This window comes from Actinosynnema sp. NPDC059797 (assembly GCF_042732085.1).
In the GTDB taxonomy this organism is placed as follows: Bacteria; Actinomycetota; Actinomycetes; order Mycobacteriales; family Pseudonocardiaceae; genus Actinosynnema.
The window spans coordinates 14,252-39,166 of sequence record NZ_JBHWIE010000036.1; the positions used below are offsets into that span (position 1 = coordinate 14,252).

Sequence of the window (24,915 nt, forward strand, 5' to 3'; positions counted from 1 at the left end):
GCGGCATGGGTGTCGCGGACGACGAACGCAGACTGCTGGCCGACCTGTTCGAGGACGTGGGTCCCGACGCGCCGACGCTGTGCGAGGGGTGGCGCACCCGCGACCTGGCCGCGCACCTGGTGCTGCGGGAGCGCCGCCCGGACGCGGCGGTCGGCGTGCTGTTCAAGCCGCTGGCCGGCCACACGCAGCGCGTCCAGGACGCCTACGCGGCCAAGCCGTGGCCCGAGCTGGTGGACCTGGTCCGCAACCCGTCCCGCCTGTCCCCGGTGTCGCTGGCGGGCGACCTGGCCAACGCCGTGGAGTACTTCGTGCACCACGAGGACGTGCGCCGGGCGCGGCCGGACTGGGAACCGCGTTCACCCGATCCCGTGCGTGACGACGTGCTGTGGCGGCGGCTGGCCGGGATGGCCCGGCTCGCCTACCGGAAGTCACCCGTCGGTGTGGTGCTGCGTCGCCCGGACGGGCGGTCGACCACGGCGAAACCGGGTGCGAACCCCGTGGTGCTGACCGGACAGGTCACCGAACTGCTGATGCACGCCTTCGGCCGCGACGCCGCGCGCGTGGAGTACGACGGGTCGGAGGCGGACGTCCGCCTGCTGCGCGACCTCGACCGGGGTGTGTAGTCGCAGGTTGCCGAAGGTAACGCGGTAGATTTCCACATATGACCGCAAGTCCTACCGCCTCGCCCGGCCGCCCGTTCGGCCGCGTGCTCATCGCCATGGTCACCCCGTTCGACGCCCAGGGGGCGGTGGACCTCGACAAGGCCCGGGAGCTGGCCGAGCACCTGGTCGACTCGGGCGCCGACGGCCTCGTGGTCAACGGCACCACCGGCGAGAGCCCGACCACCAGCGACGCGGAGAAGGCGGACCTGGTCCGCGCGGTGGTGGAGGCGGTCGGCGACCGCGCCACCGTGGTCGCCGGCACCGGCACCTACGACACCGCGCACAGCGTCCACCTGTCCCGGCAGGCGCAGGAGGCGGGCGCGCACGGCCTGCTGCTGGTCACCCCGTACTACTCGCGGCCGACGCAGGCCGGCCTGCTCGCGCACTTCACCACCGTGGCCGACGCGGTCGAGCTGCCCGTGATGCTCTACGACATCCCGCCGCGCTCGGTCGTCCCCATCGAGGTGGACACCCTGCTCCGGCTCGCCGAGCACCCGCGCGTCCTCGCGGTCAAGGACGCCAAGGGCGACCTGCTCGCCGGCAGCAAGGTCATGGCGGCCACCGACCTGGCCTACTACTCCGGCGACGACCCGCTCAACCTGCCGTGGCTGTCGGTGGGCGCGGTCGGCTTCGTCAGCGTCATCGGCCACTTCGCGGCCGACCGGCTGCGCGACCTGCTCGACGCCTTCGAGGCGGGCGACGTCAAGCGCGCCACCGCGATCCACCACGACCTGCTGGCGCTGCTGCGCCCGTTCAACCGCATGCCCGGCGTCACCTACGCGAAGGCCGCGCTGCGGTTGCGCGGTATCGACGTGGGTAGCCCCAGGCTGCCCCTGTTGCCCGCTTCAGACGAGGACATCGAGGCCGTCCAGGCCGAATTGGGAGTCGACGCGTGATCAACCCGAGCTCACCCCCGCCCGCACTGCCCGACGGAGGTCTGCGCGTCGTCGCACTGGGCGGCATCGGCGAGGTCGGCCGCAACATGACCGTGTTCGAGCACTCCGGGCGGCTGCTCGTCGTGGACTGCGGTGTCCTCTTCCCCGAGGACGACCAGCCCGGCGTGGACCTGATCCTGCCGGACTTCCGGGCGATCGAGGACCGGCTGGAGGACATCGACGCGCTGGTCCTGACCCACGGGCACGAGGACCACATCGGCGCGGTCCCGTTCCTGCTCAAGCTGCGCCCGGACGTGCCCGTGGTGGGCTCCCGCTTCACGCTGGCGCTGCTCGCGGCCAAGTGCAAGGAGCACCGGCAGACGCCCCGCCTGGTCGAGATCAGCGACGGCGAGCGGCGCGCGTTCGGGCCCTACGAGCTGGAGTTCTTCGCGGTCAACCACTCCATCCCGGACGCCGTGGCGGTCGCGATCCGCACGTCCGCCGGGCTGGTGCTGCACACCGGCGACATCAAGCTCGACCAGCTCCCCCTGGACGGCAGGCTCACCGACCTGGCCGGCTTCTCGCGGCTGGGCGACGAGGGCGTGGACCTGTTCCTGGTGGACTCGACCAACGCCGAGGTGCCCGGGTTCGTGGCGCCGGAGCGCGAGATCGGCCCGGTGCTGGAGAACGTCATCCGCAAGGCCAACCAGCGGGTGATCGTGGCGTGCTTCGCCTCCCACGTGCACCGCGTGCAGCAGGTGCTGGACGTGGCCGGCCAGTACGGGCGGCGGGTGGCGCTGGTGGGCCGGTCCATGGTCCGCAACATGGGCATCGCGGCCGAGCTGGGCTTCCTGCACGTGCCGGACGGGCTGTTCGTGGACCTCAACGAGGCCATGGACCTGCCCGAGGACCAGGTGCTGTTCGTGTCCACGGGCTCGCAGGGCGAGCCGCTGTCGGCGCTGTCGCGGATGGCGCGCGGCGAGCACCGGCAGATCTCGATCAAGGCCGGCGACACGATCGTGCTGGCCTCGTCGCTCATCCCGGGCAACGAGAACGCGGTGTTCGGCGTGGTCAACGGCCTGTCGCGGCTCGGGGCCACGGTCGTGCACCAGGGCAACGCCAAGGTGCACGTGTCCGGCCACTCGCCGGCCGGCGAGCTGCTGTTCCTCTACAACGCGGTGCGCCCGTCGAACGTGATGCCGGTGCACGGCGAGTGGCGGCACCTGCGCGCGAACGCGGCGCTGGCCGTGGCCACGGGCGTGGCGGAGGACCAGGTCGTCATCGCCGAGGACGGCGTGGTGGTGGACCTGGTGGACGGCAAGGCCGCGGTCTCCGGCCGGGTCGAGGTGGGCCACGTGTACGTCGACGGGCTGTCGGTCGGCGACGTGGGCGAGTCGACCCTGTCCGACCGGCTGGTGCTGGGCGAGGGCGGGTTCATCGCGATCACGGTGGCGGTGGACACGAGCAACGGGCGCGCGGTGGCGCCGCCGACGCTGTCCGGGCGCGGGTTCTCCGACGACCCGAAGGCGTTGGACCAGGCGATCTCGCTGGTGGAGATGGAGCTGTCGCGGACCGAGGCGGAGGGGATCACCGACCCGCACCGGATCGCGCAGGCCGTGCGGCGGGTGGTGGGCCGCTGGGTGGCCGAGACCTACCGGCGGCGGCCCATGATCGTGCCGACGATCATCCCGGTGAACTGAGCGCGGTGCCGGCCTCCCGCCAACTGTTCGGCCGGCGGGGGGCCGGCACGACCCGTGGCCGGTTCGGGGGTGCGCAGATCCGGGCCGGGCGCGGTGGCACCCGATCTGCGGACAGGCGCGCACGTGCCCCGGTGGTCCGCGCCCCTCTCGCGGGCACATGCCTGCCAGCGGCTTCACCACTGCGGTGATCTCCTGGTCTCCGGTTGGAAAATTTCGGCCAGTCCGAAGTGGTGCGGCGTCGTGCGCGCAACGGCCGCCCGGGACGTGACGTACGGGCGATCCGCGCTTTTCCTTCCGGTCGCGCGCCGAACGGGCGGCACTCGATCGCCGCATTTACCCGGAAATGACCCCCTCCCTACCGTTGTCGGCGGGAGACGTTCGGTTTCCCGGATCTGCGACCGGATTGTTGAGGGAATTCATGGGAAGAATTCTTGAGCGGGGACCGGCTGCCCTCCTGGCGAAGGTGGCCGCCTCCGCGCTGGCGGTCCTGGCGGTGGTGGCGCTCGCCCCGGCCGCGCGGGCCGGGACCGCCGGGCCGAGGTCGGTCGTCACCTCGTCGGGCGTGACGCTGTCGGCCTCGCGCCCCGAGGTATCCGCCTTGGTCAGCGAGCACACCATCACCAACGGGCCCTGGTCGTGCCGCCTGCGGGCGGGCAACCCGAGCCGCTGGTTCGGCGGCACGGGCGGTGGGGTGCAGGGCGTCGGCTGGCTGACCTGCACCGGCGGTGTCGTCATGCCCCAGTTGGAGATTTTCGTCGGCCTCGCCCGCAACAACGCGCTGGTGGACATGACGACGCGCTACGACACCAACACCACCACCGTCAACTCCGTCGCTTCCGTTTCCCCTTACGTGCGCGCGAGCTACCTCACGGCCGCGATCGGGTTCGTCCAGTGGCCGGACGGCACGATCAGCGAGTTCCCCGAGGTGCAGAGCCCGGTTTTCACGATCTGACGTGCGGGCCCGCCGGTCCACCGCCCAGGGGGTGGTGGACCGGCACGGTCACCAGCGCATCGGCTCGTCCTCGGGGCCCTCGGCCAGGATGTCGGCGAGCGCCCGGTCGCCGTCCAGGCCCTTGAGCGAGTGGATCTGGGCGTGCGAGTAACCGGCCGCCATGAGGTCCCGGATGTCGAGCAGGTCCGGGTGGTGCGGCATGAGCCGTTCCATGTACTCGATGAGCGTCAGGTCCTCCTGCGGTTCCTTCTCGTCGGCCATGGCGCCCCCTTCTCCGCGTGTGCGCTCCAGCCTGCCGGTGCGGGGTGCGCTTGTGCCGGGCAACGGGGGAGAAGGTTCGGGTCGATCGCGGTGTGACCATCCGAGAGGGCGTCGGTAGGGACGTCGAGCCGATCCGGAAGGCGGGCAGGCCATGAGTGACGGTGCGGTGCTCCTGCTGTTCCCCATCACCGTGGCGGTGATCATGCTCGGGCTGGGGCTCACCCTGACCCCGGGCGACTTCCGCCGCGTGGTGCGGTACCCGCGGGCGATGGTGGTCTGCCTCGTCTGCCAGATGCTCGTCCTGCCGGCGATCTGCCTGGCCCTGGTGCTCGTGTTCGGCCTGCGACCGGAGTTGGCGGTCGGCATGATGCTGCTCGCCGCGTCACCGGGCGGCAGCACGGCCAGCCTCTACAGCCACCTGTTCAAGGGCGACCTGGCGCTCAACATCTCGCTGACAGCTGTCAATTCCGTGTTGGCCATGTTCACCCTCCCCGTCATCGTCAACCTGTCGGTGGCCGGGTTCATCGGCTCGGACAGCTCGATCGGCCTCCAGTTCGACAAGGTCGTCCAGCTGTTCGCCACGGTCCTGGTGCCGATCACCGTGGGCATGCTCCTCCGCGCGCGGTTCACCGCCGCCGCGCTGCGCCTGGAGCGCCCGGTGAAGGTCCTGTCGGTGGTGGTGCTGGTCATGATGATCGTCAGCGTCATCAGCGGCCTCGGCGAGGACGTGTTCGCCATCCTCGGCGAGATCATCGTCGTGGTGGTGCTGTTCAACCTGCTCGGCATGGTCATCGGCTACTCCGCCCCGCGGCTGCTGGGGGTCGGGCAGCGGGAGTCGGTCTCGTCGGCCTTCGAGATCGGCCTCCACAACGCCACCCTGTCGATCGCCATCGGCATGAGCCCGACCCTGCTCGGCAACACCGAGATGGCCATGCCCTCGGTGACGTACGGCTTCGTCATGTTCTTCACGGCCGCCCTGTTCGGTGCCTTGATCGCCAGGCGCAGCGCCCGATCTGTACCGCTGGTACAGGGGTGATCCCTTGGGGTGGAATCGGCCGGGTTGAGTGGAACCCGCTGGTCAACGCGCCCTAGCTTGCCCGCATGGAACAGAGGACTTCCAACGCGCTCAGCCGCGAACTCGGTGACGCGCTCCGCCAAGCCCGACGCGGTGCGCAGCTCAAGACCGCAACCTTGTTGGAGGAACTGGGATGGTCGGCCGGCAAACTGTCCAAATTGGAGACCGGGACCAGGGGGACCAGCACGGACGACATCGCCCGCCTGGTCGGCCACATCCGAGCTGATCCGGAGATCTACGACCACATCATGGCCTTGGCCCACGAGCCGAGCAGCGGCTACTACGTCAGGCCGCACGGCGTTGCCATGCCGGACAGCCTGCGGATGCTCATCCTGCACGAGCAGATGGCCAGGACGATCTGGTGCTACCACATCCTGCACATACCGGGTCTGCTGCAAACCCCTGACTACGCCCGAGGGTTGATGACCGCGCCCAACGCCGAGCAGGCGGTGGCCGACCGCATGGCGAGGCAGAAGATCTTCGACAAGCCGTTCAGCCCAAGGGGGCGGTTCTTCATCCACGAAGCCGCGTTGCGCCGAGTGGTCGGTGGTCCGCAGGTGATGTACGAGCAGATGTTGCAGTTGCTGTTCCGGGGCGGTGTTCGGGTCGTTCCCTTCAAGGCGATGATCCCGGGTGGGCTCAACACGGGGTTCACCTTCATGACCTTCACCGACCACCTCCCGCTCACCTACGTCGAGTCCGGGTCGGCGTCGTTGTTCCTGGACACCTTCGAAACCACCAGGGATTCGCAGGGCAACTGCAATGACCTCGCGCGAGTGGCGTTGAGTGAGGAAGAATCGCGGTCGGTGTTCGCCAAGTGGGCGGACCGGTACGACCGACTGCGGGAGGCTGAGGGTGCGCCAGGAGGCGATGCGGTGGCGTAAGAGCCGCCGCAGCGGAGATGTGGGCTCAGACTGCGTTCAAGTGGCGTTCGCGTCCGAAGCCGTGGGCGTGAGGGACTCCAAGAACACCACGTCGCAGTTGGCCTTCACCCCCGCTGCCTGGAGGGCCTTCCTCGCCAAGCTCTGACCCCATCTCCCCGACCATGACCTGACTGACGTGAAAGGACGGGCGATGCTTCTGATGTCCGCAGACCTGGCTGGTGCGTTCGCCTCCCAGGGGTCTTCTCTCTGACACCAAGACCTTCCGGCTCCTGGTGAGGCGCTGTCAGACCGTCTCGACGAGCGTCCGTACTCATCAGGAGCTTTCGCATGCCCGCACGTCCTTTTCAAGATCGTTCCGTCTTTCAAGATCATCATGACTTCCGCCGCCTCTGGCTGCTCTCCGCGATCACGAACCTCGGCGACGGCGCGCTGTTGGCCGCCGGTCCACTGCTGGTCGCGTCGATGTCCAAGGACCCGGCCGCCGTGGCGGGGGCCGTGTTCGCCCAGCAGCTCCCGTGGTTGCTGTTCGCCCTGACCAGCGGTGCGCTGGTGGACCGCCTGCCCCGCCGCCTGCTGATCGTGGTGGTGAACTCGATCCGCGCCGTCGTCCTCGGCGGGCTCGCGGCGGCCGTGCTGTTCGACCTCGCGCACCTGTGGCTGATCTACGCGGTGTCGTTCCTGCTCGGCGCGGGGGAGACCCTGGTCGACGTCGCCTACGGCGCGTTGCTGGTCGGCACCGTGCCCAAGGAACTCCTGGGCCGCGCCAACGCCCGCCTGCAGCTGACCGCCACGGTGGGCAACCAGCTCGTCGGGCCGCCGATCGGCGCGGCGGTGTTCGCGGTGGGCGCGGCGTTGCCGTTCGGGTTCCACGCGGCCGTGTACGCGGTCGGCGCGCTGCTGGTGGCCCGGGTCGCGGCCAAGCCCCTCGCGCAGCGGGAACCCGCGACGTTGGTCGCCGACGTGCGCGAGGGCGTGCGGTGGCTGCTGGGCAACCCGGCCCTGCGGGTGCTGGCGCTGTGCATCCTGGTGATGAACCTGACCGGGGTGGGCGCGTTCGCGATCTGGGTGCTCTACGCCGAGCAGCGGCTGGGGCTGACCGGGTTCGGGTTCGGCCTGTTCATCGCGGCGGGCGCGGTCGGCGGGATCGCCGGGTCGGGGGTGTACGGCCGGCTGGAACGCCGGTTCGGGCACGCGGCGCTGCTGCGCGTCGGGCTGGTGGTCGAGGCCCTGACCTACCCGGCGCTGGCCCTCACCCGCGACCCGTGGCTCGCGGGTGCGGTGATGGCGCTGTTCGGGGTGCACGCCGTGGTCTGGGGCTCGGTCGCGGCGACCGTGCGGCAGACGATCACGCCGGACCACCTGCTGGGGCGGGTCGGCAGCGTCTACCAGTTGGCGTCGGTCGGCGGTGCGGCGCTGGGCGCGCTGCTGGGCGGTGTGCTGGCGCGGTGGGTCGGGCTGCTCGCGCCGTTCTGGGTGGCCGGGGCGGCGGTCGCGCTGGTGACCGCCCTGGCGTGGCGGCGACTCGGTTCGGTCGAACGAACGCCGGCAGCTAGCTGACAGAACCTGTCGTCTGTCAGTTGACAGCGCCATGCTGCGCTGATGAGCCACGGGAACCGGAACGGCCTGGTCGGGGTGTTGCGCGTCCGGGAGTTCCGGTTCCTGTGGCTGGCGGAGCTGTGCTCGGTCCTCGGCGACCAGTTGGCCCGGGTCGCGCTGGCGGTGCTCGTGTACGGGCGGACGCAGTCGGCGGTGTGGTCGGCTGTCGTTTACGCGATGACATTCTTGCCCGCTCTGTCAGGCGGTGTGCTGCTGTCGTGGTTGGCGGACCGGTACCGGCGGCGGTCCGTGATGGTGTGGCTGGACCTGGCGCGGGCGGGTCTGGTGGCGGTGATGGCGCTGCCGGGGGTGCCGCTGTGGGCGCTGTGCGCTTTGTTGATCTTGGTCGTGTTGTTGGGGCCGCCGTTCGGGGCGGCGCAGAACGCGGTGCTGCCCGAGGTGCTGCCCGGTGAGTTGTACGAACGGGGCCTGGCGGTCAGGCAGGTGACCGGCCAGGCCGCGCAACTGGTCGGGTTCGCGGGCGGCGGGGTGCTGGTCGCCGCGCTGGGTCCGGGGCCGGCGCTGGCCGGCGACGCGGTGACGTTCCTGCTGTCGGCGGCGCTGATCCGGTTCGGGGTGGCGGACCGGCCGGCGGTCGGCGGCGGGCGGGAGGAGCGCGGCTCGGTGTGGCGGGTCGTCGCCTCGGTGGCGCGCGACCCCCGGCGGCGGGCGCTGGTGCTGCTGGCGTGGCTGGTCGGCTGGTACGTCGTGCCGGAGGCGCTGGCCGCCCCGTACGCGGACCAGTTGGGCGCGGGCACGGCGGTGGTCGGCGTGCTGATGGCGGCCGACCCGCTGGGCAGCGTGCTCGGGGCGTGGCTGTTCGTGCGGTTCGTGCCGGCCGGGTGGCGAACCCGGCTGGTGGGGGTGCTGGCGGTCGGCGCGGGGCTGCCGCTGGTGCTGTGCGCGTTCCGGCCCGGGGTGGCGGTGGTGTTCGCGCTGTGGGGCCTGTCGGGGGCGGCGTCGACGGCGTACCTGCTGCAGGCGCAGGCGGGGTTCGTGCGGGCGACGCCCGAGGCCGAGCGGGGGCGGGCGATCGGGGTGGCGGCGTCGGGGATCGTCGCGGCGCAGGGCGTGGCCGTGCTCGTCGGCGGCCTGTGGGCGCGGCTGTGGGACCCGGCGACGGCGGTCGCGGTGGCCGGCGGGGTGGGCGCGGTGCTGTGCCTGGGGTGCGCGGTGGCGTGGCGGCGGGCGAACCGGCCACTCGCCGGCGTCGCGCCGACGAGTGGCTGAACCTCAACTCACCGGTTCTCGTCGCGCCAACTCTTGTTGCGCCACGTCTTGTTGCGCGCGAGCCAACCCCTGTTGCGCATGGTCATCCCTCCTCCCCGGCGCCGGGGTGGGCCGGGCCGCCCACCGGCACCGAGCATGGTGCGAGGTCGGGTCCCGGGGCGGGGGCCGGCCGGTTGCGGCCAGGGCGCGGCGCGCTCGCCACCTGCACCACGGCCGCGCCGGTCAGCAGCACCACCGCGCCGGCCACCTGCACGGCGGTCAGCTCCTCGCCCAGCAGCCACCACGCCAGGGCCGCCGACACCACGACCTCCAACAGCCCGATCACGCTCGCCACCGCCGGCGGCACGTGGCGCAGCGACAGGATCCCGGTCAGGTAGGCGACCACGGTGGAGAACAGGGCCATCACCACCAGCAGGAGCCACGACGGACCCAGGGCCGTGGGCGCGGTCACCGGGATCAGCCACGGCGGGCTGAGCACGGCCAGGACCACCGCGCCGAAGAGCATCCCGACCGCCGTCACGCCGAACGGGTCGGCCCGGCCCGCCGCGCGTTCGCCCAGCAGGTAGTACGCCGCCAGGCACACGGCCGAGCAGAGCGCGGCCACCACGCCGACGGTGTCCAACCGGGGCGTCCGCCACACCTCGCCGACCACGGCCAGCCCGGCGACCGCGATGGCCGTGCCCCACCACGCCGCGGTCGGCAACACCGTGCGGCGCACCAGTCGCACCCACAGCGCCACCAGGACCGGCGCGGTGAACTGGAGGAGCATCGCGATGCCGACCGGGATGCGCGACGCGGACACGAAGAACAACAGCGGTGCGCCGACGACCGCGAACAGGCCGTAGCCCAGCGGCAGCGTCCACCCGCGCAGCCCTGAACCCGGCCACAGGGCGCGGGGGCGCAGCACGGCGGTGCCGACGAGCAGCACCACGGCCGCGAGGGCGATGCGGGCGCTGGTGACCTGGGCGGGCGCGGCACCGGCCTCCATCACCGGCTTCGCCAGCACGCCCGAGGTGCCGAACGCGATCGAGGACAGGACGGCGAGGAACGTGCCGCGACCGAGCCCGCTGCGACCGAGCCCACCGGGTCCGCTCACGGGCGCCAGGGGCTGGAGCCGGTGGTGGGGCGCGTCGGGTCGTGGAACTTCGGCAGGTCCGGCTCGTCGATCCGCAGCGGCGCCAAGCCCTCGGTGATCGCGCGCATGATCCGCTCGTGCGCGCGGCGCGCGTGCCCGGGTTGGCCGTCCGCCAGGTCCGACAGCTCCACGGGCTTGCCGAAGTGGACCTTGAAGGTGGGTCGGCGGCGCAGCCCGCGCACGTAGGAGGTCAGGTATGGCTTGACGTCATCCCAACTCTTGACGTGCGTGTTGCCCCAGTAGACGGCCTCGTGCGCGCCCCACTGGCTCACCGGGACGACCGGGACGCCGCCGCTGAGCGCCAGCCGCGCCGCGCCGGTCTTGCCCCGTTCCGGCCACAGCCCCGGGTCGAGGCTGATCCTGCCCTCCGGGTACATGGCGATCGGGTCGCCGCCGCTCCTGAGCGCCTCGACCGCGCGGTGGTACGCCTCGCCGACGTTCGCCGAGGCGCGGTCCACCCGCACGTGCCCCGAAGCTCTCAGCAGGGGCCCGAGGACGGGGGCGTCGAGCAACCCGCCCGCGAGCAGGAAGCGCGGTGAGACGCCGATCCGGCGGCACGCGGCGATGAGCACGAACGGGTCGAGGTTGCCGATGTGGTTGGACGCGAGCAGCAGGGGACGGCCCCTCAGGTCCGCCGGGACGTCGCCGGTGACTTCGAGTCGTCCGCTGAGCCCGACGAGCGCTTCGTCGATGGCGGTCAGCACGCGCCACAGCTGTGGTGTGGGCACAGCGGGCAAGGCTACGGCGTGTCGGGGCCCCGGCGCACCGGGTTCCGGGCAACGATGGGAGTCGGGCAGCGCACGTCACGCCTCACGTGACTGGTGGGGCGGATGGGGCCTGAGGGACTACCGTATACACCATGGCCGGCCGATCGGGAACCTCGCGCAAGGGCACGACCCGCAGCAGATCTTCCGGGGCGAAGCCCGGTGCGGGGGCGTCCGGGTCGGGCGGTTCGCGGGCGGGTTCCCGGTCCGGTTCGCGGTCCGGCGGCGCGAAGTCGGGTTCACGGGCGGGGTCGAGGTCCGGTTCCGCCCGGGGCGGTTCGAGGGCGGCCAAGCGGCCGGTCCGCCGGTCCGGTCCGCCCGGTGGCGCGTTCGGCATGTTGTGGGGCTGGCTCAGCCGCGGCACCGGGACGGTGGTGAGGACCGTGGTCCGGAGCAAGGAGATCGACCAGGAACACCGCCGCGACGGGCTGGGGCTGCTGCTGATCGTCCTGTCCGTGATCACCGCCGCGGGCGTGTGGTGGCAGGCGGGCGGCCCGGTGGGGCAGTGGGTCGACGTGGCCGTGCGCAGCTCGGTCGGCGGGCCCGCGGTGATCGTGCCCGTGGTGCTGCTGGGCGTCGGCATCACGCTGATGCGCACCGACCCCAACCCGGAGTCGCGGCCCCGCCTGGTGTTCGGCGGCGTCCTGGTCGGCGTCGGGTTCCTCGGCATGTTCCACCTCGTGGGCGGGCTGCCCGCGGACCCGGTGGCGCGGCGTGACGCGGGCGGCGCGCTCGGCTACCTCTCGGGCGGTTTCCTGGCGCAGGGCCTGACGCCGTGGGTGGCGGGGCCGGTGCTGGTGCTGATCTTCGGCTACGGGTTGCTGCTGCTGCTGCACGTGCCGGTCCGGCAGGTGCCCGCCCGGCTGTCCGGGCTGCTGCACCACCGCAGGGCCGACAAGCCCGCGTTCGAGGGCTTCACCGACGACGAGGAGCCGGACGAGGAGTTCGTCGAGGAGGAGAAGCCCGCCAAGCCGCGCCGGTCCCGGGCGACCCGGCGCATCGCCGTGGCGGAGCCGGACGACCAGCCCGAGCTGCCGCTGGACGAGGAGCCGCCGCCGGCGCCGGTCGTGCCCAAGGCCGTGCCGAAGGTCAAGGCGAAGGCCGAGCCCGAGGCCCCCGCGCGGGACACGACGATCATGGTCCGCGCGGTGGAGGGCGACTACAAGCTGCCGCCGCCGACCATCCTCAAGGACGGCGACGCGCCGAAGGCCCGCAGCAAGGCCAACGACCAGATGATCGAGGCCATCACCGGCGTGCTGGAGCAGTTCTCCATCGACGCCCAGGTCACCGGGTTCACCCGGGGTCCGACGGTCACCCGGTACGAGGTCGAGCTGGGTCCCGGCGTGAAGGTCGAGAAGATCACCGCGCTGACCAAGAACATCGCCTACGCGGTGGCGACGGACAACGTGCGGCTGCTCGCGCCGATCCCCGGCAAGTCGGCGGTCGGCATCGAGGTGCCCAACAGCGACCGCGAGATGGTGCGGCTGGGCGACGTGCTGCGGTCGCCGTCCACGGTGAAGGACAACCACCCGATGGTCATCGGGCTGGGCAAGGACATCGAGGGCCACTTCGTCACCGCGAACCTGACCAAGATGCCGCACCTGCTGGTGGCCGGTTCCACGGGTTCCGGCAAGTCGAGCTTCGTGAACTCGATGCTGGTGTCGCTGCTGGCGCGGGCCACGCCGGACGAGGTCCGGATGATCCTGATCGACCCGAAGATGGTCGAGCTGACGCCGTACGAGGGCATCCCGCACCTGATCACGCCCATCATCACCCAGCCGAAGAAGGCCGCGGCGGCGCTGGCCTGGCTGGTGGAGGAGATGGAGCAGCGCTACCAGGACATGCAGGTCAACCGGGTGCGGCACATCGACGACTTCAACCGGAAGGTGCGGTCGGGCGAGATCGCCGCGCCGCCGGGCAGCGAGCGGGTGTACCGGCCGTACCCGTACATCATGGCGATCGTCGACGAGCTGGCCGACCTGATGATGACCGCGCCCCGCGACGTGGAGGACGCGATCGTCCGGATCACGCAGAAGGCGCGCGCGGCGGGCATCCACCTGGTGCTGGCGACGCAGCGGCCCTCGGTCGACGTGGTGACCGGTCTGATCAAGACCAACGTGCCGTCGCGGCTCGCGTTCGCCACGTCGTCGCTGACCGACTCGCGGGTGATCCTGGACCAGCCGGGCGCGGAGAAGCTGATCGGCATGGGCGACGGGCTCTACCTGCCGATGGGCGCGGGCAAGCCGGTGCGCATCCAGGGCGCGTTCGTCGGCGACGAGGAGATCGCCGAGATCGTCAACTTCACCAAGCAGCAGGCGCAGCCCGAGTACACCGACGGCGTGACGGCGGCGAAGGCCGGCGAGAAGAAGGAGATCGACGCCGACATCGGCGACGACCTCGAACTGCTGCTCCAGGCGGCCGAGCTGATCGTGACGTCGCAGTTCGGGTCCACGTCGATGTTGCAGCGCAAGCTGCGCGTGGGCTTCGCCAAGGCCGGGCGGCTGATGGACCTGCTGGAGACGCGCGGGGTCGTCGGGCCGTCGGAGGGGTCGAAGGCGCGGGAGGTCCTGATCAAGCCGGAGGAGCTGGCGTCGGTGGTCGAGCTGATCCGCGGCGGCGGCGCGGCGGACGTCGAGGACTGAGGCCCGAGGACCTGAGGATCGGGGCGGCGCGGGGGGGCCGGGGGGGGGGCCCCCCCCGCCGCGAGGTCACCGGTTCACCAGTTGCCGGACCTGCGCCGCGGTGGCGCTGGCGCCGAACTCGCGGACGGCGGCGTAGTACAGGTCGGCGGTCCGGTTGCACGCCCAGTTGCCCGCGCACTGGTCGTACAGGTCCGACCGGAACTTGTTGTCGATCGTCAGCCGGGTGCTCTCGGTGAACCGGCCCTGCCTCTTGTAGTTCCGGTAACCGAAGTCGTGGCGGTGGCAGGCCGGGAGGAACTTGAAGCCGAACGGGTTGTCCGGCGACCAGGAGCAGCCGTCCGAGGACCAGTCCAGTTGGTCGCTGTAAGGCGCCTGGGACCTGATCGAGCTGAATTGCGCGAGGGATTTCGTGAACAGGTAGTCGTCGGTGACCGCCGGGGCGTCGATCGCCGCCTGGCCGAGGCCGGAGCCGAGCAGCAGGGCGGCCGAGGCGAGCGCGCCGGCGAGAGCGTTGCGCAGGGTTTTCATGTGTTCCCCTCGTTGCACGGGCTTGGGTTTTTCCTACCCGGAGGGGAAGCGCTCGCGACAGCCCCGATCGGCTCACGTGGTGTCAACGACGGGTGAACGTCCGGCCGCAGGCGATGACCGCGGCGAGGCGGACCGGTTGGTTCCGCAAACCCAGGACGGCCAGCAGTTCCGCGTCCGCCGCGCCGCCCAGGAGGTGGCCGCCCAGCTTCAGCTGGGCCGTTCGGAGGCCGACGGACTGGGCCGCCGCGCCCGCTTCCAGCAGGCCGAACCGCCCCCCGCGTTGGCCGTACTTGGCCAGCGTCGGCTGGTCCGCCAGGACCAGTGCCAGGACCAGCGCGGGTTCGGTGTCCACGCCGAGCACTTCGCCCAGGCGGGACCACGGTGGCGACTGGCCTACGTCCTGCACGGCGTGCGCGGCGGCGTCGTAGCGGACCGTCCGGCCGTTCAGCTCGTGGTCCACGTTGCGCAGGAAGGCGTAGCAGTGCAGCGGGTTCAGGCCGCCGGCGGAGGGGTAGGAACGGCCGTCCTGGTCGGCCAGGGCGGCGAGCACGGCGCCGAACTGCTTTCGGGACAGCGGTTTCCCGCTGAATTCGCGGGTGCTCCTCCGGGCGCGGAAGAGGCGTTGCAGGCGGTCGGTCGGGAGGGGGAGGCGGTGGGGCTTCGAGGGGAGTTCGAACGGGTTCGGCGCCGGTTCCGGGGGGCGGTAGTCGCGCAGCCGCTCGGCCAATCGCCGTTGGTGGAGCCTGGAATGGGCACTGGCGGTCCAGAAATCGTCGAAAGGCGTCGTCATGGTCAGCCCAGGGGGTGTGGTGCGGGATTGGGGAAGCGGCCCGAGCGGCCCGGGTAGCGCCAGGACGCGTCCGGCGTGCGGCCGCCGAGGTGCGGCCACCGGTGGTCGGCGTGGAGCGGGGTCAGGTCGGGGGAGAGGACGCGCACGCAGGTGAGCCCCACGGCGGCGAGTTCCGGCGTGGTCAGGTCGCGGTAGGCGAGGCGGACGCCCAGGGCGTCGACGAGTTCCCGCAGTTGGTCGGCGGTGGTGCGGGCGGTGGAGTCCGGCGGCGGGTCGCCGGGGCCGCCGCGCCACCAGGGCAGGTCGTGCCACTCGTCCGGGTGGGCCGCGTAGTAGAGGGCGTGGCGGTCGAAGTCGGTCACCTCGTCCGGGCGGAGGACCGGGGTCGGCCGGGTGGCGATGAAGACGGTGCCCTGGGTCCACTCGAGCCACGCCTTGCGGACCGCCTCGTCCAGGGTCGCGCGGCAGGCCAGGCCGAGGGTCGGGCGCGGGCGGCCGGCGAGGGGCAGCGTGCCCGCGACGGCCACCACGGGGTGCGGGCTGCGGGCGGGGGTGAGGTCGAAGGCGTGGACGTCGCCCGCGCGGCGCAGGTCCGCCGGGAGGTCGAGGCGCGGCGGGGCGAGGCCGTGCAGCCAGGTGGTGGTGAACGCGTCCCGCTCGACCAGTTCCTGGAGCGCGCGCAGCAGGGCGTTGGTCGGGGACGGGCCGGCGGCCAGGCCGGAGGACGTGGCGGGCAGGCCGAAGTCCTCGCGCAGGGCCACCAGGCCGGCGGGCACCCAGACGGGCTCGTTGCCGGGGAGCGTCCACGCCTCGGCGTACTCGGGGTCGTCGTAGCGGTGGCGGAAGTCGGGGTGGGCCCGTTGCGCCGGGGTGTGGAGGCTGAAGTCGTCCAGGGGCCAGTGGTTCGGCGGCGGGGTGGTGGTGGTCCGCAGGCGGGTGCGCGCGGCGGCGTGGCGCTCCAGGGCCTCGGCGACGGCGGCGAGCTCCGCCTGCTCCGCGTCGAAGGCGGCGCCGCCGGAGGTGCCGCCGGTGGCGAAGGGCTCGGGCACGGCGGCGTAACCCGGCACGTCCACATCGGACAGCGTGCGCGGCACCGGCGCCAGGCGGGAGACCACGCCCTGCCGCCAGCCGACCGCCCGGCGCAGGAGCGCGGCGGACGGGGTGGTCACGGCTCGGGCAGGCGGTGGACGCGGTAGGTCAGGACGCCCACGCCGACCGCCAGCAGCGAGTAGACCGTGGTGCCGAACACCGGGCCCAGGGGCACCAGCACCCCGAGCAGCGGCAGCGACAGGAACAGCTCCCCGACGAACGCGGCGCACCAGAACACCAGCCGCACCGGTCCGCGCCACGGGGCTCGCGCGCCGGTGAACCTGGCGGCCAGGAAGGTCCAGAGGAGCGCGACCGCGCCGCCGCCCACGCCGTACCAGAGCGCGAACCCCACCTCCTCGACGAACGGCAGGAGCAGCAACCCCGGCAGGTAGAGCGCGGCGGGCAGCACCCAGAGCGCCTTGGCCCACACCGCCTTGCCGGCCGGGTGCCCGGCGGCCTCCAGGTCGCCCGCCAACCCCGTCGGCAGGGAGACGGCCGCCCCGACCGAGGACACGGCGCAGCAGCAACAGCAGCAGCACGTGGGCGTGGCGGCGGCGGTGTTGGTGGTGTCGGGTGTGAAGGCGTCAGGCAAGCGGAGGGCGGTTGTCATCTGAAATCCCCCGGGTGTCATCCCATGGCAGGTCCACCCGGCCCGTGTGGAACCGGGGGCACGTCTCGCAGTCCGCCGAGGGCAGGACGTCCTCGGCGGTGGTGGTGAACTCGTCCAGGTTCAGCGTCACGACCCGGTCCAGCAGGGCCAGGGAGCCCCCGACCAGGCGGTCGATCGCGTGCCGGGCCCAGTGGAACGGGAAGTCGGCGGTCGTCGCGGCGGGGGTCGGCGGTGGTTCCGGGTCGCTCCAGCGGCGGCGGGCGCGCACGGTCAGGCAGCCCAGGCAAGCGCTTGCGCCCGGCACGACGAGGGGGCCCAGCGCGGCGGTGTGGTGGTGGGCGAGGTCGAGCAGGAGGTGCGGGCGGTGCTCGCGCAGGTCGGCCAGGTCGGCCAGCGTGCCGGTGGTGCGCACGACCAGGACCAGGTCCGGTTCGGGGTGGCCGGGGAAGTGCCCGCGCAGGCGGGCGGGTTCGGCGCCGACGACGCGGACGCCGACCGCCGGTGGCCGACTGGTCGGCAGGTCCGCCGGCCGCAGCGCGCCCAGGGACCTGAGCTGGAGCCGCATCGCCGGGCCGAGCCGGTCCGGGTCCGCCCGCCCGGCGAGCACGTCGACGATGGTCCGCGCCTCGGCGTCGGGCACGTCGGGCAGGAGGTAGGACAGGTCCGCGCCGGCGTGCAGGACCAGGCCGCCCGGTTGGCGCAGGGCCCGCCACGCCGGGTCGGGCGCCATCGCGCTCACCGGGGTTCGTCCTGGTCGCCGCGTTCGAGGAAGCGCTGGATCGCGGGCTCGTCGGGGGTCTCGTCGTCCTCGGGCACCTCGACGAGGCGCTCGGCGATCGGGACCGGCTCGTCGAGCCAGGCGGGCCGGAAGTCGTCGCCGGGCACGAGCTGGTGGCGGCGGGCGAACTCCTCGGCGGCGTCGCGGATCGACTCGCGCAGCGTCCCGATCACGGCCGTCTCGGCGGTGTAGGTCAGCTCGACCAGCAGGGCGCGCATCCGGTCGAGCTGGTCCTCCTGGTCGGCGTTCTCGGCCAGCTTGGGCCACAGGTGGCGCTCGAAGACCTCGACGAAGTTGGCCGCGATGGCGTCGGTCGACCGGCGCAGGTCGGTGAAGCTGTCGAGCACGTCGTCGCTGGGCACGAGCAGCGCGGCGAGCCGGTTGCCCGCCTCCAGCGCCCACCGGCGGGCGTGCGGCCAGCCCCGCCGCCAGCGGATCAGGCCGAGCTGGGTGGCCTTGGTGATGATGCTCGGGCGGACGTCGCCGAGCGGTACCAGGCGCCGGATGTCGCGGACCCGGATGCGGACCCAGTCGTCGGGGCCCTCCGCGTCGCCGACGCCCAGCACGGCCGCGACGCTGGCGCCCTTCTCGCGGGCCTTGACCAGCTCGGCGATGGCGGGCAGCGAGAAGCCGCGCGCCTGGAGGCGCTGCACCAGCACGAGCCGTTCGAGGTGGGAGGCGTCGTAGTAGGCGACCCGCCCCTGCCGGCGCGGCGGGTGCAGCACGCCCTTGGTCTGGTACATGCGGATGGTGCTGCCGGGCAGGCCCACCCGGACCGCCAGCTCGTCGACCGTCAACTGCTCCACGACCCCAGCTTGGCGCTCTGGGTTCATCGAGTCAAGACTGTTCGAGTTTTTACTAGAACAGTCAGAGGTGCATGAGCATCCGGGTGTTCCCGAGCGTGTTCGGCTTGACGTAAGAGAGGTCGAGGAACTCCGCCACCCCCTCGTCGGCCGACCGCATGATCTCCTCGTAGACCTCGGGGGACACGGGCGTGCCGTCGATCTCGACGAACCCGTGCCGGCCGAAGAAGGTCGTCTCGAAGGTCAGCACGAAGATCCGCTGGAGCTGGAGCTCGCGGGCGGTCTCGATCAGCTTGCGGACGATGCGGTGCCCGATCCCGCGCCCGCTCTGCGCCGGGTCGACGGCGACCGTCCGGATCTCGGCCAGGTCCTCCCACAGGACGTGCAGCGCGCCGCAGCCGAGGACCGTGCCGCCCTCCTCCGCCACCCAGAACTCCTGGATGTCCTCGAACAGCGTCACCAGCGGCTTGGACAGCAGCACCTTGCCGGCGTACTGGTCGATGAGGGCCTTCATCGCGCGCACGTCACCGGTGCGGGCGCGACGCACGTTGATCGGGTCGGTCACGGCGACAAAAGTAGGCCCCCGCGCGGGCGGGTCGACACCGAGGTGAGGCGAGTCATGGGCGGGTGGGCGGCCCCTGCGCCAACAGGGGGCCGCCCTGCCCGGTCCGGGTGGCGCGCGGGGACCGGTCCGCCGTCCCCTCGACCCGAACCGGCAGGTCACCTCGTCCACGTGCCGGAGAGCGAACTCCTGGCCGAGGCCTCCGTGAAATCGCCGGGACCCCTGCCCGCCGCACCCCGCCGGACCTGACCGCGGAACGGGCCGGCAGGCCCACGGGACGACGCCGGTTACCCTGAGCACCGTGTCTTCCCCCACCACGTCCAAGCGCGTCGCCATGCTGACCCTCGGCTGCGCCCGAAACGAAGTCGACTCCGAGGAACTCGCCGGCCGCCTCACCGCGGGCGGCTGGGAGCTGGTCGACGACGAGGCCGACGTGGTGGTGGTCAACACCTGCGGCTTCGTGGAGTCGGCCAAGAAGGACTCCGTGGACACCCTCCTCGCCGCCGCCGACAGCGGCGCCAAGGTGGTCGCGGTCGGGTGCATGGCCGAGCGCTACGGCTCCGAGCTGGCCGACAGCCTGCCCGAGGCGAACGCCGTCCTCGGCTTCGACCACTACGGCGACCTCTCCGAACGCCTGGACGACGTGCTGGCCGGCAAGACCGTCGAGTCGCACAAGCCCGTGGACCGCCGCACGCTGCTCCCGCTCACGCCCGTGCAGCGCCCGCAGGCCGCGACGGACGTCCAGGTGCCCGGCCACGGGTGGGGCCCGCGCGTGCTGCGCACCCGCCTGGAGGACACGCCCGTCGCCCCGCTGAAGATCGCCTCCGGCTGCGACCGCCGCTGCTCGTTCTGCGCGATCCCCTCCTTCCGGGGCGCGTTCGTCTCCCGCCACCCCGACGAGGTGGTCGCCGAGGCGATGTGGCTGGCCGAGCAGGGCGTCCGCGAGGTGTTCCTGGTCTCCGAGAACTCCACCTCCTACGCCAAGGACCTGCCCCGCGAGCTGGGCGGCCTGGAGCGGCTGCTGGCCAGGCTGGCCGCGGTGCCCGGCATCGACCGCGTCCGCGTCTCCTACCTCCAGCCCGCCGAGACCAAGCCGACCCTGGTGCGGGCCATCGCGACCACCGACGGCGTGGCCGACTACTTCGACATGTCGTTCCAGCACTCCAGCGAGCCGGTGCTGCGGCGGATGCGCCGGTTCGGCTCGACCGAGTCCTTCCTGGCCCTGGTCGAGCAGATCCGGTCGCTCGCGCCGCGCGCGGGCATCCGCAGCAACGTCATCGTCGGCTTCCCCGGCGAGACCGAGGCCGACGTGGCCGAGCTGGAGCGCTTCCTCACCGAGGCCCGCCTGGACGCGGTGGGCGTGTTCGGCTACTCCGACGAGGACGGCACCGAGGCCGAGGGCCTGCCGGACAAGCTGGACGCCGACACGATCGCCGAGCGCGTCACCCGGATCTCGAACCTGGTCGAGGAGCTGACCGCGCAGCGCGCCGAGGACCGCGTGGGCGAGGAGGTCGTCGTCCTGGTGGAGACCGAGGAGGACGACGAGAGCGACTGCGTCGGCCGCGCCGCGCACCAGGCGCCCGAGGTCGACGGCGAGTGCGTGATCACCAACGCCGACGGCCTGAAGGTCGGCGACCTGGTCCGCTGCCGGGTCGACGCGGCCGAGGGCGTCGACCTGGTGGTCTCCGCCGTCGAGGTGCTCCCGAGGTGACCGAACCCGCGCGCGTGCCGGTGCTGAACATCGCCAACGTGCTGACGATGTCCCGGCTGGTGCTCGTGCCGGTGTTCCTGTACTTCCTCTTCGCCGAGGACGGGCGTCAGTTCTGGTGGCGGCTGGCCGCGTTCGGGGTGTTCGCGGTCGCGTCGGTGACCGACCACGTGGACGGCAACCTGGCCCGCAAGCTCGGCCTGATCACGGACTTCGGCAAGATCGCCGACCCGATCGCGGACAAGGCGCTGACCGGCGCCGCCCTGGTCGGCCTGAGCCTGCTCGGCGAGCTGCCGTGGTGGGTGACGGTGGTCATCGTGGTGCGCGAGCTGGGCGTGACGCTGCTGCGCTTCTGGGTCATCCGCCACGGCGTGATCCCGGCCAGCCGCGGTGGCAAGGCCAAGACGTTGGTGCAGATCCTGGCGATCGGCCTGTACCTGCTGCCGCTGCCGGCCTACCTGGAGCCGTTGGCGCTGGTCAGCATGGGTGCGGCCGTGCTGCTGACGGTGGTCACCGGTGTCGACTACGTGATCCGCGCCTTCCGGCTGCGGGCGCGCGGCAAGCGGGCGGTGGCGGGGGCGTGAGCGCGGCGGACGGGGCTGCGGCGGGCGGGGCTGCGTCGGACGGGGCTGCGTCGGACGGGGCTGCGTCGGGCGTGGACGCGGCCGACGTGGTGCTGGCGCTGCGCGAGCGAGGTGAGACGGTCGCCACCGCCGAGTCGCTGACCGCGGGCCTGGTCGCGGTCGTCCTGACCGAGGTGCCGGGCGCCAGCGCCGTGCTGCGCGGCGGGCTCGTGGTGTACGCCACGGACCTGAAGCACGAGCTCGCCGGCGTGGACGCGGCCCTGCTGGCCGAGCACGGCGCAGTTCACCCGGAAGTGGCACGACAGCTCGCGGAGGGTGCTCGCACGCGCTGTGGCGCGACCTGGGGCCTCGGCCTGACCGGGGTGGCCGGACCTGCTCCGCAGGACGGCGTGGCGCCGGGCACCGTCCACGTCGGTTTGGCCGGTCCACTCGGTTCGGTGACCAGAACGTTCACTCTGAGTGGTGATCGTCGGGAAGTGCGCGGAAGTGCCGCCGAAGCCGCGCTCACCATGTTGCGCGAACACCTCAAGATCCCGATCAGGTGATCTGACCAGCGAGTTTTCCGTCACACAACGCCGACAACACGGGAACTTACCGGCCGGTTCACTCGTTCGCCCTTGGCGGACGTGTCGAGAACTCACTGCCCGTCGACGGGACGGGTCGGTAACGTGGTGGCACGGCCGGCCGGAAGGAGGCGCGCGATGACCGTGCTGCTGCGCGAGGCGATCGGTGATCGGCTCCGCCATGCCCGCACCACCCAACGCCGCACGCTGCGCGAGGTCTCCAGGACCGCGCGCGTGAGCCTGGGTTACCTCTCCGAGGTGGAACGCGGCCGCAAAGAGGCGTCCAGCGAGCTGCTGGCCGCGATCTGCGAGGCGCTGGACCTGCCGCTGTCGGAACTGCTGCACCTGGTCGCCTCGGACATCGGCGCCGTCCAGAAGTCCGTGACCAGCCCCGCCGAGCTGACCGAGCGGGCCGCGCCCGCCCCGTCCGGCCTGGAGGGCGGCACCATCGTGCCCGCGATGATCGGCAACGACCTGTCCGACCTGCGACTCCAGCCCGTGCTCACGCACCGGCTGTCCACCTCGCTCAGCGAGCCGCGCGGCGCGGTGGTGGCGGCGTAACCCAACCAGACCTGCGACGAGCCGAGCCGGGTGCACCCGGCTCGGCTCTCGGTCATGTCACGGGTGATCGTGTCACGGGTTGGCAACCACCCGCCGCGCCCGCGCGTCAGGACGGGCGTGCCGGGGAAGCATCAACCCGTCCGACGAAAGTTCGGGGAGGACTCAGGGGGAACCCGGAGATCTCCCCAGGTCGGTGGAACCAGCGCGGCACAACTGGAACGATGGAACCAACAACAGCACCGGGTCGTTGCCAATCACGAGCGCGAGCCAAGGACGTGCGGAGAAGGCAGGCGTAGGAGATGGCCAACCCTTTCGCGAAGGCGTGGAAGTACTTCATGGCGGCTTTTTCGTCGAAGATCGACGAGCACGCCGACCCGAAGGTGCAGATCCAGCAGGCCATCGAGGAGGCGCAGCGGCAGCACCAGGCCCTGTCGCAGCAGGCCGCCGCGGTGATCGGCAACCAGCGGCAGCTGGAGATGAAGCTCAACCGGCAGCTCGGTGAGGTGGAGAAGCTCCAGGCGTCCGCGCGTCAGGCGCTGGTGCTCGCCGACGAGGCCCGCGCCAAGGGCGACGAGCAGCGGGCGACCGAGTTCGAGAACGCCGCCCAGTCGTTCGCGACCCAGCTCGTCACGGCGGAGCAGAGCATCGAGGACCTGAAGACGCTGCACGACCAGGCGCTCCAGGCCGCCTCGCAGGCCAAGCAGGCCGTCGAGCGCAACGCGATGGTGCTGCAGGGCAAGCTCGCCGAGCGCACCAAGCTGCTCAGCCAGCTGGAGCAGGCGAAGATGCAGGAGCAGGTCTCGCACTCGCTGCGCCAGATGACCGAGCTGGCCGCGCCCGGCAACACGCCGTCGCTGGAGGAGGTCCGCGACAAGATCGAGAAGCGGTACACCACCGCGCTCGGGTCCGCGGAGCTGGCGCAGAACTCGGTCCAGGGCCGGATGCTGGAGGTCCAGCAGTCGACCACGCAGATGGCGGGCTCGGCGAGGCTGGACCAGATCCGCGCGTCGCTGTCGGGTGGCAAGGTCGCGGGCGAGGTGACCGGCGGCAGCCGGCCGGCGAGCGCGAGCATCCAGCAGGAGATCCAGCAGCGGGTGCAGCAGTCGCAGGCGCAGCCGGTGCAGCAGACCCAGCAGATCCCGCAGAACCCCCAGACCAACCAGGGCTGAGAGGATGGTGTCCGCGATGGATCCCCGGCGGAAGGCGGCCGGAGAGATCGTCCAGTTCGTCGGCGGCCAGTTGCAGGGGCAAGTCGCGGACCAGGTGCGGCGGAGGGTCGCCGCGTGGAACGACCCGCGGGCGAAGCTCGACCGGCGGTACCGCCGGTCGGGCCGCGTGCTGACGTTCTGGCTGATCGTGCTGGCGCTGCTCGCGGCGCTCGGCACGCTGGCACTGGTCGGCGCGGTGGCCCCGGAGATCGGGATCGGCGTGGCCCTCGGTTTCGCGGGCACGTCGGTGCTGGCCGTGCGGACCGGCCTGCGCAGGCGGGAGATCGACCGGGCGCGGCAGCAGCTCGCGGTCGCGCCGGTGCGTTCCCCGCTGCCCGCGCGGGCGTCCGCCGCCCGGCAGCCGATGGAGCGGTTGGAGGAGGCGGAGGACACGCTGCGCGAGCTGCTGCACCAGCTCGACTCGGCGGCGTTGACGTCCGTGCCGTCCGACTCGGTCGAGCAGGCGCGGGCGACCGGTGCCGAGGCTTCTGCCGCGATCCGCGCGGTGTCGCACCAGCTGCAGGCCGTGGAACGGGCGCGTGACACCGCTCCGCCGCTGGACCGCGGGCCGCTGGTGGAGGGTGTGCGGAGGTTGCGCGAGCAGTTGGACGAGGGCGTGGAGGGCTACTGCGGCTTGGTCGCCGCGGCCGGCCGAGTGCTGGCCGAGAGCACCGCCGCCAACCCGCGCCAGGTACTGGGCGACGCAACGGACCACCTGGCCGGCCTGGCGGCGGGCCTGCGTGAGCTGTCGAGCTGGACGAGGGCCACCAACCCCGAGAACTAAGTTCAAGTCCACCTCGAGCCACCAAGTTCAACCCCGTTCAACCCCGCGCCGAACCACGCCACCTGCACAAAGTTCAAGCCCAGCCTCAGCCTCCGTTAAAGCCCAAGCACGAGTTCCAAGCGCAAGCACGAGTTCCAAGCCAAGCCCAGCCCCAGCCCCAGCCCCAACCCCAATCCCAACCCATGCCGGGCCGGATCAGGCCGGAGGGCGGGTCAGCCCATGTCGGGCCGGATCAGGCCGGAGGGCGGGTCAGCTCATGCCGGGCCAGGGTCAAGCCGAGCGAGGTCAGGCAAGCCGAGTCAGGCCAAGCGGGACCGGATTAGACCGAGCGGGGCCGGGTCAGACCGAGCGGGGCCGGGTCAGACCGAGCGGGGCCGGGTCAGACCGGGCTGGGCCGGGTCAGACCGGGCGGGGTCGGGTGGGCTGGGTCGGGTGGGCTGGGTCGGGTGGGGCGGGGCGGCACGTCGGGGTGTAAGCCTGGGTTTGGAGTGCCGGCCTGGGCCTCGCTCGATCGATTTGGGTGCTGAGTGTGGGTGCTCAGGTCTGTACTTAGTTCAAGTACTAAGTTCAA

26 protein-coding genes are annotated in these 24,915 nt (G+C 72.2%); 16 read left to right on the forward strand and 10 right to left on the reverse strand.

From position 1 onward, the window contains the following. The first annotated feature begins 5 nt into the window (after nt 1–5). The 4 genes from ACFV4N_RS12750 to ACFV4N_RS12765 all read left to right on the forward strand — a co-directional run bounded on the left by ACFV4N_RS12750 (nt 6) and on the right by ACFV4N_RS12765 (nt 4,189). A complete protein-coding gene (locus ACFV4N_RS12750; RefSeq protein ID WP_499672656.1) occupies nt 6–623 on the forward strand; it encodes a TIGR03085 family metal-binding protein in 618 nt (205 codons plus the stop codon). 38 nt (nt 624–661) lie between these two features. Beyond that, nucleotides 662–1,558 (forward strand): 4-hydroxy-tetrahydrodipicolinate synthase, encoded by an 897-nt coding sequence (dapA, locus tag ACFV4N_RS12755; protein ID WP_499672657.1) that lies wholly within the window; start codon nt 662–664, stop codon nt 1,556–1,558. After that, nucleotides 1,555–3,237 (forward strand): ribonuclease J, encoded by a 1,683-nt coding sequence (locus tag ACFV4N_RS12760; protein WP_499672658.1) that lies wholly within the window; start codon nt 1,555–1,557, stop codon nt 3,235–3,237. The genes dapA and ACFV4N_RS12760 overlap by 4 nt, the downstream gene beginning before the upstream one ends. A 418-nt stretch (nt 3,238–3,655) precedes the next feature. Next, entirely contained in the window at nt 3,656–4,189 is a 534-nt protein-coding gene (locus tag ACFV4N_RS12765) for a hypothetical protein (protein ID WP_499672659.1), read from the forward strand. A gap of 48 nt (nt 4,190–4,237) precedes the next feature. Here ACFV4N_RS12765 and ACFV4N_RS12770 read toward each other — a convergent pair whose 3' ends face one another. Continuing rightward, nucleotides 4,238–4,450: a hypothetical protein gene (locus ACFV4N_RS12770; protein ID WP_499672660.1), complete on the reverse strand. Its 213-nt coding sequence runs from the start codon at nt 4,448–4,450 to the stop codon at nt 4,238–4,240. A gap of 151 nt (nt 4,451–4,601) precedes the next feature. Here ACFV4N_RS12770 and ACFV4N_RS12775 point away from each other — a divergent pair, with 151 nt between their 5' ends. The 5 genes from ACFV4N_RS12775 to ACFV4N_RS12795 all read left to right on the forward strand — a co-directional run bounded on the left by ACFV4N_RS12775 (nt 4,602) and on the right by ACFV4N_RS12795 (nt 9,235). Beyond that, nucleotides 4,602–5,486 (forward strand): bile acid:sodium symporter family protein, encoded by an 885-nt coding sequence (locus ACFV4N_RS12775; protein ID WP_499672661.1) that lies wholly within the window; start codon nt 4,602–4,604, stop codon nt 5,484–5,486. 65 nt (nt 5,487–5,551) lie between these two features. After that, nucleotides 5,552–6,409: a helix-turn-helix domain-containing protein gene (locus ACFV4N_RS12780; RefSeq protein ID WP_499672662.1), complete on the forward strand. Its 858-nt coding sequence runs from the start codon at nt 5,552–5,554 to the stop codon at nt 6,407–6,409. Then, complete coding sequence (locus ACFV4N_RS12785; protein ID WP_499672686.1) at nt 6,396–6,554, forward strand: DUF397 domain-containing protein; 159 nt, start codon at nt 6,396–6,398, stop codon at nt 6,552–6,554. The genes ACFV4N_RS12780 and ACFV4N_RS12785 overlap by 14 nt, the downstream gene beginning before the upstream one ends. 182 nt (nt 6,555–6,736) lie before the next feature. Continuing rightward, a complete protein-coding gene (locus ACFV4N_RS12790; RefSeq protein ID WP_499672663.1) occupies nt 6,737–7,966 on the forward strand; it encodes an MFS transporter in 1,230 nt (409 codons plus the stop codon). Between the two features lie 42 nt (nt 7,967–8,008). Further along, the gene (locus ACFV4N_RS12795) at nt 8,009–9,235 is read left to right on the forward strand and encodes an MFS transporter (RefSeq protein WP_499672664.1); all 1,227 of its coding nucleotides are present in this window, start codon (nt 8,009–8,011) and stop codon (nt 9,233–9,235) included. A gap of 82 nt (nt 9,236–9,317) precedes the next feature. Here the strand turns inward: ACFV4N_RS12795 and ACFV4N_RS12800 are convergent, their stop codons facing one another. Continuing rightward, on the reverse strand, nt 9,318–10,331 hold the full coding sequence (locus tag ACFV4N_RS12800; RefSeq protein WP_499672665.1) for an EamA family transporter: 1,014 nt from the start codon (nt 10,329–10,331) through the stop codon (nt 9,318–9,320). Then, a complete protein-coding gene (locus ACFV4N_RS12805) occupies nt 10,328–11,098 on the reverse strand; it encodes a lysophospholipid acyltransferase family protein (RefSeq protein ID WP_499672666.1) in 771 nt (256 codons plus the stop codon). Before ACFV4N_RS12805 ends, ACFV4N_RS12800 begins: the two co-directional genes overlap by 4 nt. A 131-nt stretch (nt 11,099–11,229) precedes the next feature. On the opposite strand from ACFV4N_RS12805, the gene ACFV4N_RS12810 reads away from it, so the two are divergent. Further along, nucleotides 11,230–13,776, forward strand: coding sequence for a DNA translocase FtsK (locus tag ACFV4N_RS12810; protein WP_499672667.1), 2,547 nt, complete (start codon nt 11,230–11,232; stop codon nt 13,774–13,776). 66 nt (nt 13,777–13,842) lie between these two features. On the opposite strand, the gene ACFV4N_RS12815 is transcribed toward ACFV4N_RS12810, so the two are convergent. From ACFV4N_RS12815 to ACFV4N_RS12845, 7 genes are all read right to left on the reverse strand, one after another. Continuing rightward, nucleotides 13,843–14,304 carry a phospholipase gene (locus ACFV4N_RS12815; RefSeq protein WP_499672668.1) on the reverse strand — a complete coding sequence of 154 codons (462 nt, stop codon included), beginning with the start codon at nt 14,302–14,304 and terminating at the stop codon, nt 13,843–13,845. 82 nt (nt 14,305–14,386) lie between these two features. Continuing rightward, the gene (locus ACFV4N_RS12820; RefSeq protein WP_499672669.1) at nt 14,387–15,031 is read right to left on the reverse strand and encodes a nitroreductase family protein; all 645 of its coding nucleotides are present in this window, start codon (nt 15,029–15,031) and stop codon (nt 14,387–14,389) included. A gap of 65 nt (nt 15,032–15,096) precedes the next feature. Next, a complete protein-coding gene (locus ACFV4N_RS12825) occupies nt 15,097–16,263 on the reverse strand; it encodes a YcaO-like family protein (RefSeq protein WP_499672670.1) in 1,167 nt (388 codons plus the stop codon). After that, nucleotides 16,260–16,775: a hypothetical protein gene (locus ACFV4N_RS12830; RefSeq protein WP_499672671.1), complete on the reverse strand. Its 516-nt coding sequence runs from the start codon at nt 16,773–16,775 to the stop codon at nt 16,260–16,262. Before ACFV4N_RS12830 ends, ACFV4N_RS12825 begins: the two co-directional genes overlap by 4 nt. Further along, nucleotides 16,768–17,532 (reverse strand): hypothetical protein, encoded by a 765-nt coding sequence (locus tag ACFV4N_RS12835; protein WP_499672672.1) that lies wholly within the window; start codon nt 17,530–17,532, stop codon nt 16,768–16,770. The genes ACFV4N_RS12830 and ACFV4N_RS12835 overlap by 8 nt, the downstream gene beginning before the upstream one ends. Beyond that, entirely contained in the window at nt 17,529–18,377 is an 849-nt protein-coding gene (locus ACFV4N_RS12840; RefSeq protein ID WP_499672673.1) for a MerR family transcriptional regulator, read from the reverse strand. The genes ACFV4N_RS12835 and ACFV4N_RS12840 overlap by 4 nt, the downstream gene beginning before the upstream one ends. Nucleotides 18,378–18,438: 61 nt before the next feature. Next, a complete protein-coding gene (locus ACFV4N_RS12845; protein ID WP_499672674.1) occupies nt 18,439–18,939 on the reverse strand; it encodes an amino-acid N-acetyltransferase in 501 nt (166 codons plus the stop codon). A gap of 331 nt (nt 18,940–19,270) precedes the next feature. Between ACFV4N_RS12845 and rimO the strand changes: the two genes are divergently transcribed. From rimO to pspM, 6 genes are all read left to right on the forward strand, one after another. Then, nucleotides 19,271–20,647, forward strand: coding sequence for a 30S ribosomal protein S12 methylthiotransferase RimO (gene rimO / locus ACFV4N_RS12850; RefSeq protein WP_499672687.1), 1,377 nt, complete (start codon nt 19,271–19,273; stop codon nt 20,645–20,647). Beyond that, nucleotides 20,644–21,228, forward strand: coding sequence for a CDP-diacylglycerol--glycerol-3-phosphate 3-phosphatidyltransferase (pgsA, locus tag ACFV4N_RS12855; protein ID WP_499672675.1), 585 nt, complete (start codon nt 20,644–20,646; stop codon nt 21,226–21,228). Before rimO ends, pgsA begins: the two co-directional genes overlap by 4 nt. Nucleotides 21,229–21,299: 71 nt before the next feature. Next, nucleotides 21,300–21,773: a CinA family protein gene (locus ACFV4N_RS12860; protein ID WP_499672676.1), complete on the forward strand. Its 474-nt coding sequence runs from the start codon at nt 21,300–21,302 to the stop codon at nt 21,771–21,773. Between the two features lie 156 nt (nt 21,774–21,929). After that, nucleotides 21,930–22,352, forward strand: a complete 423-nt coding sequence (locus ACFV4N_RS12865; RefSeq protein WP_499672677.1) for a helix-turn-helix domain-containing protein — start codon at nt 21,930–21,932, stop codon at nt 22,350–22,352. 299 nt (nt 22,353–22,651) lie between these two features. Then, complete coding sequence (locus ACFV4N_RS12870; protein WP_499672678.1) at nt 22,652–23,521, forward strand: PspA/IM30 family protein; 870 nt, start codon at nt 22,652–22,654, stop codon at nt 23,519–23,521. Nucleotides 23,522–23,537: 16 nt separating this feature from the next. Then, nucleotides 23,538–24,344 (forward strand): phage shock envelope stress response protein PspM, encoded by an 807-nt coding sequence (gene pspM / locus ACFV4N_RS12875; RefSeq protein WP_499672679.1) that lies wholly within the window; start codon nt 23,538–23,540, stop codon nt 24,342–24,344. Nucleotides 24,345–24,915 lie beyond the last annotated feature (571 nt).

Coding starts and splice junctions, on each gene's coding strand:
- rimO (WP_499672687.1), top strand. CDS start 19,271: ATGCTGACCCTCGGCTGCGCCCGAAACGAAGTCGACTCCGAGGAACTC.
- ACFV4N_RS12810 (WP_499672667.1), top strand. CDS start 11,230: ATGGCCGGCCGATCGGGAACCTCGCGCAAGGGCACGACCCGCAGCAGA.
- ACFV4N_RS12790 (WP_499672663.1), top strand. CDS start 6,737: ATGCCCGCACGTCCTTTTCAAGATCGTTCCGTCTTTCAAGATCATCAT.
- ACFV4N_RS12780 (WP_499672662.1), top strand. CDS start 5,552: ATGGAACAGAGGACTTCCAACGCGCTCAGCCGCGAACTCGGTGACGCG.
- ACFV4N_RS12775 (WP_499672661.1), top strand. CDS start 4,602: ATGAGTGACGGTGCGGTGCTCCTGCTGTTCCCCATCACCGTGGCGGTG.
- ACFV4N_RS12785 (WP_499672686.1), top strand. CDS start 6,396: ATGCGGTGGCGTAAGAGCCGCCGCAGCGGAGATGTGGGCTCAGACTGC.
- ACFV4N_RS12865 (WP_499672677.1), top strand. CDS start 21,930: ATGACCGTGCTGCTGCGCGAGGCGATCGGTGATCGGCTCCGCCATGCC.
- pspM (WP_499672679.1), top strand. CDS start 23,538: ATGGATCCCCGGCGGAAGGCGGCCGGAGAGATCGTCCAGTTCGTCGGC.
- dapA (WP_499672657.1), top strand. CDS start 662: ATGACCGCAAGTCCTACCGCCTCGCCCGGCCGCCCGTTCGGCCGCGTG.
- ACFV4N_RS12770 (WP_499672660.1), bottom strand. CDS start 4,450: ATGGCCGACGAGAAGGAACCGCAGGAGGACCTGACGCTCATCGAGTAC.
- ACFV4N_RS12815 (WP_499672668.1), bottom strand. CDS start 14,304: ATGAAAACCCTGCGCAACGCTCTCGCCGGCGCGCTCGCCTCGGCCGCC.
- ACFV4N_RS12750 (WP_499672656.1), top strand. CDS start 6: ATGGGTGTCGCGGACGACGAACGCAGACTGCTGGCCGACCTGTTCGAG.
- ACFV4N_RS12765 (WP_499672659.1), top strand. CDS start 3,656: ATGGGAAGAATTCTTGAGCGGGGACCGGCTGCCCTCCTGGCGAAGGTG.
- ACFV4N_RS12870 (WP_499672678.1), top strand. CDS start 22,652: ATGGCCAACCCTTTCGCGAAGGCGTGGAAGTACTTCATGGCGGCTTTT.
- ACFV4N_RS12795 (WP_499672664.1), top strand. CDS start 8,009: ATGAGCCACGGGAACCGGAACGGCCTGGTCGGGGTGTTGCGCGTCCGG.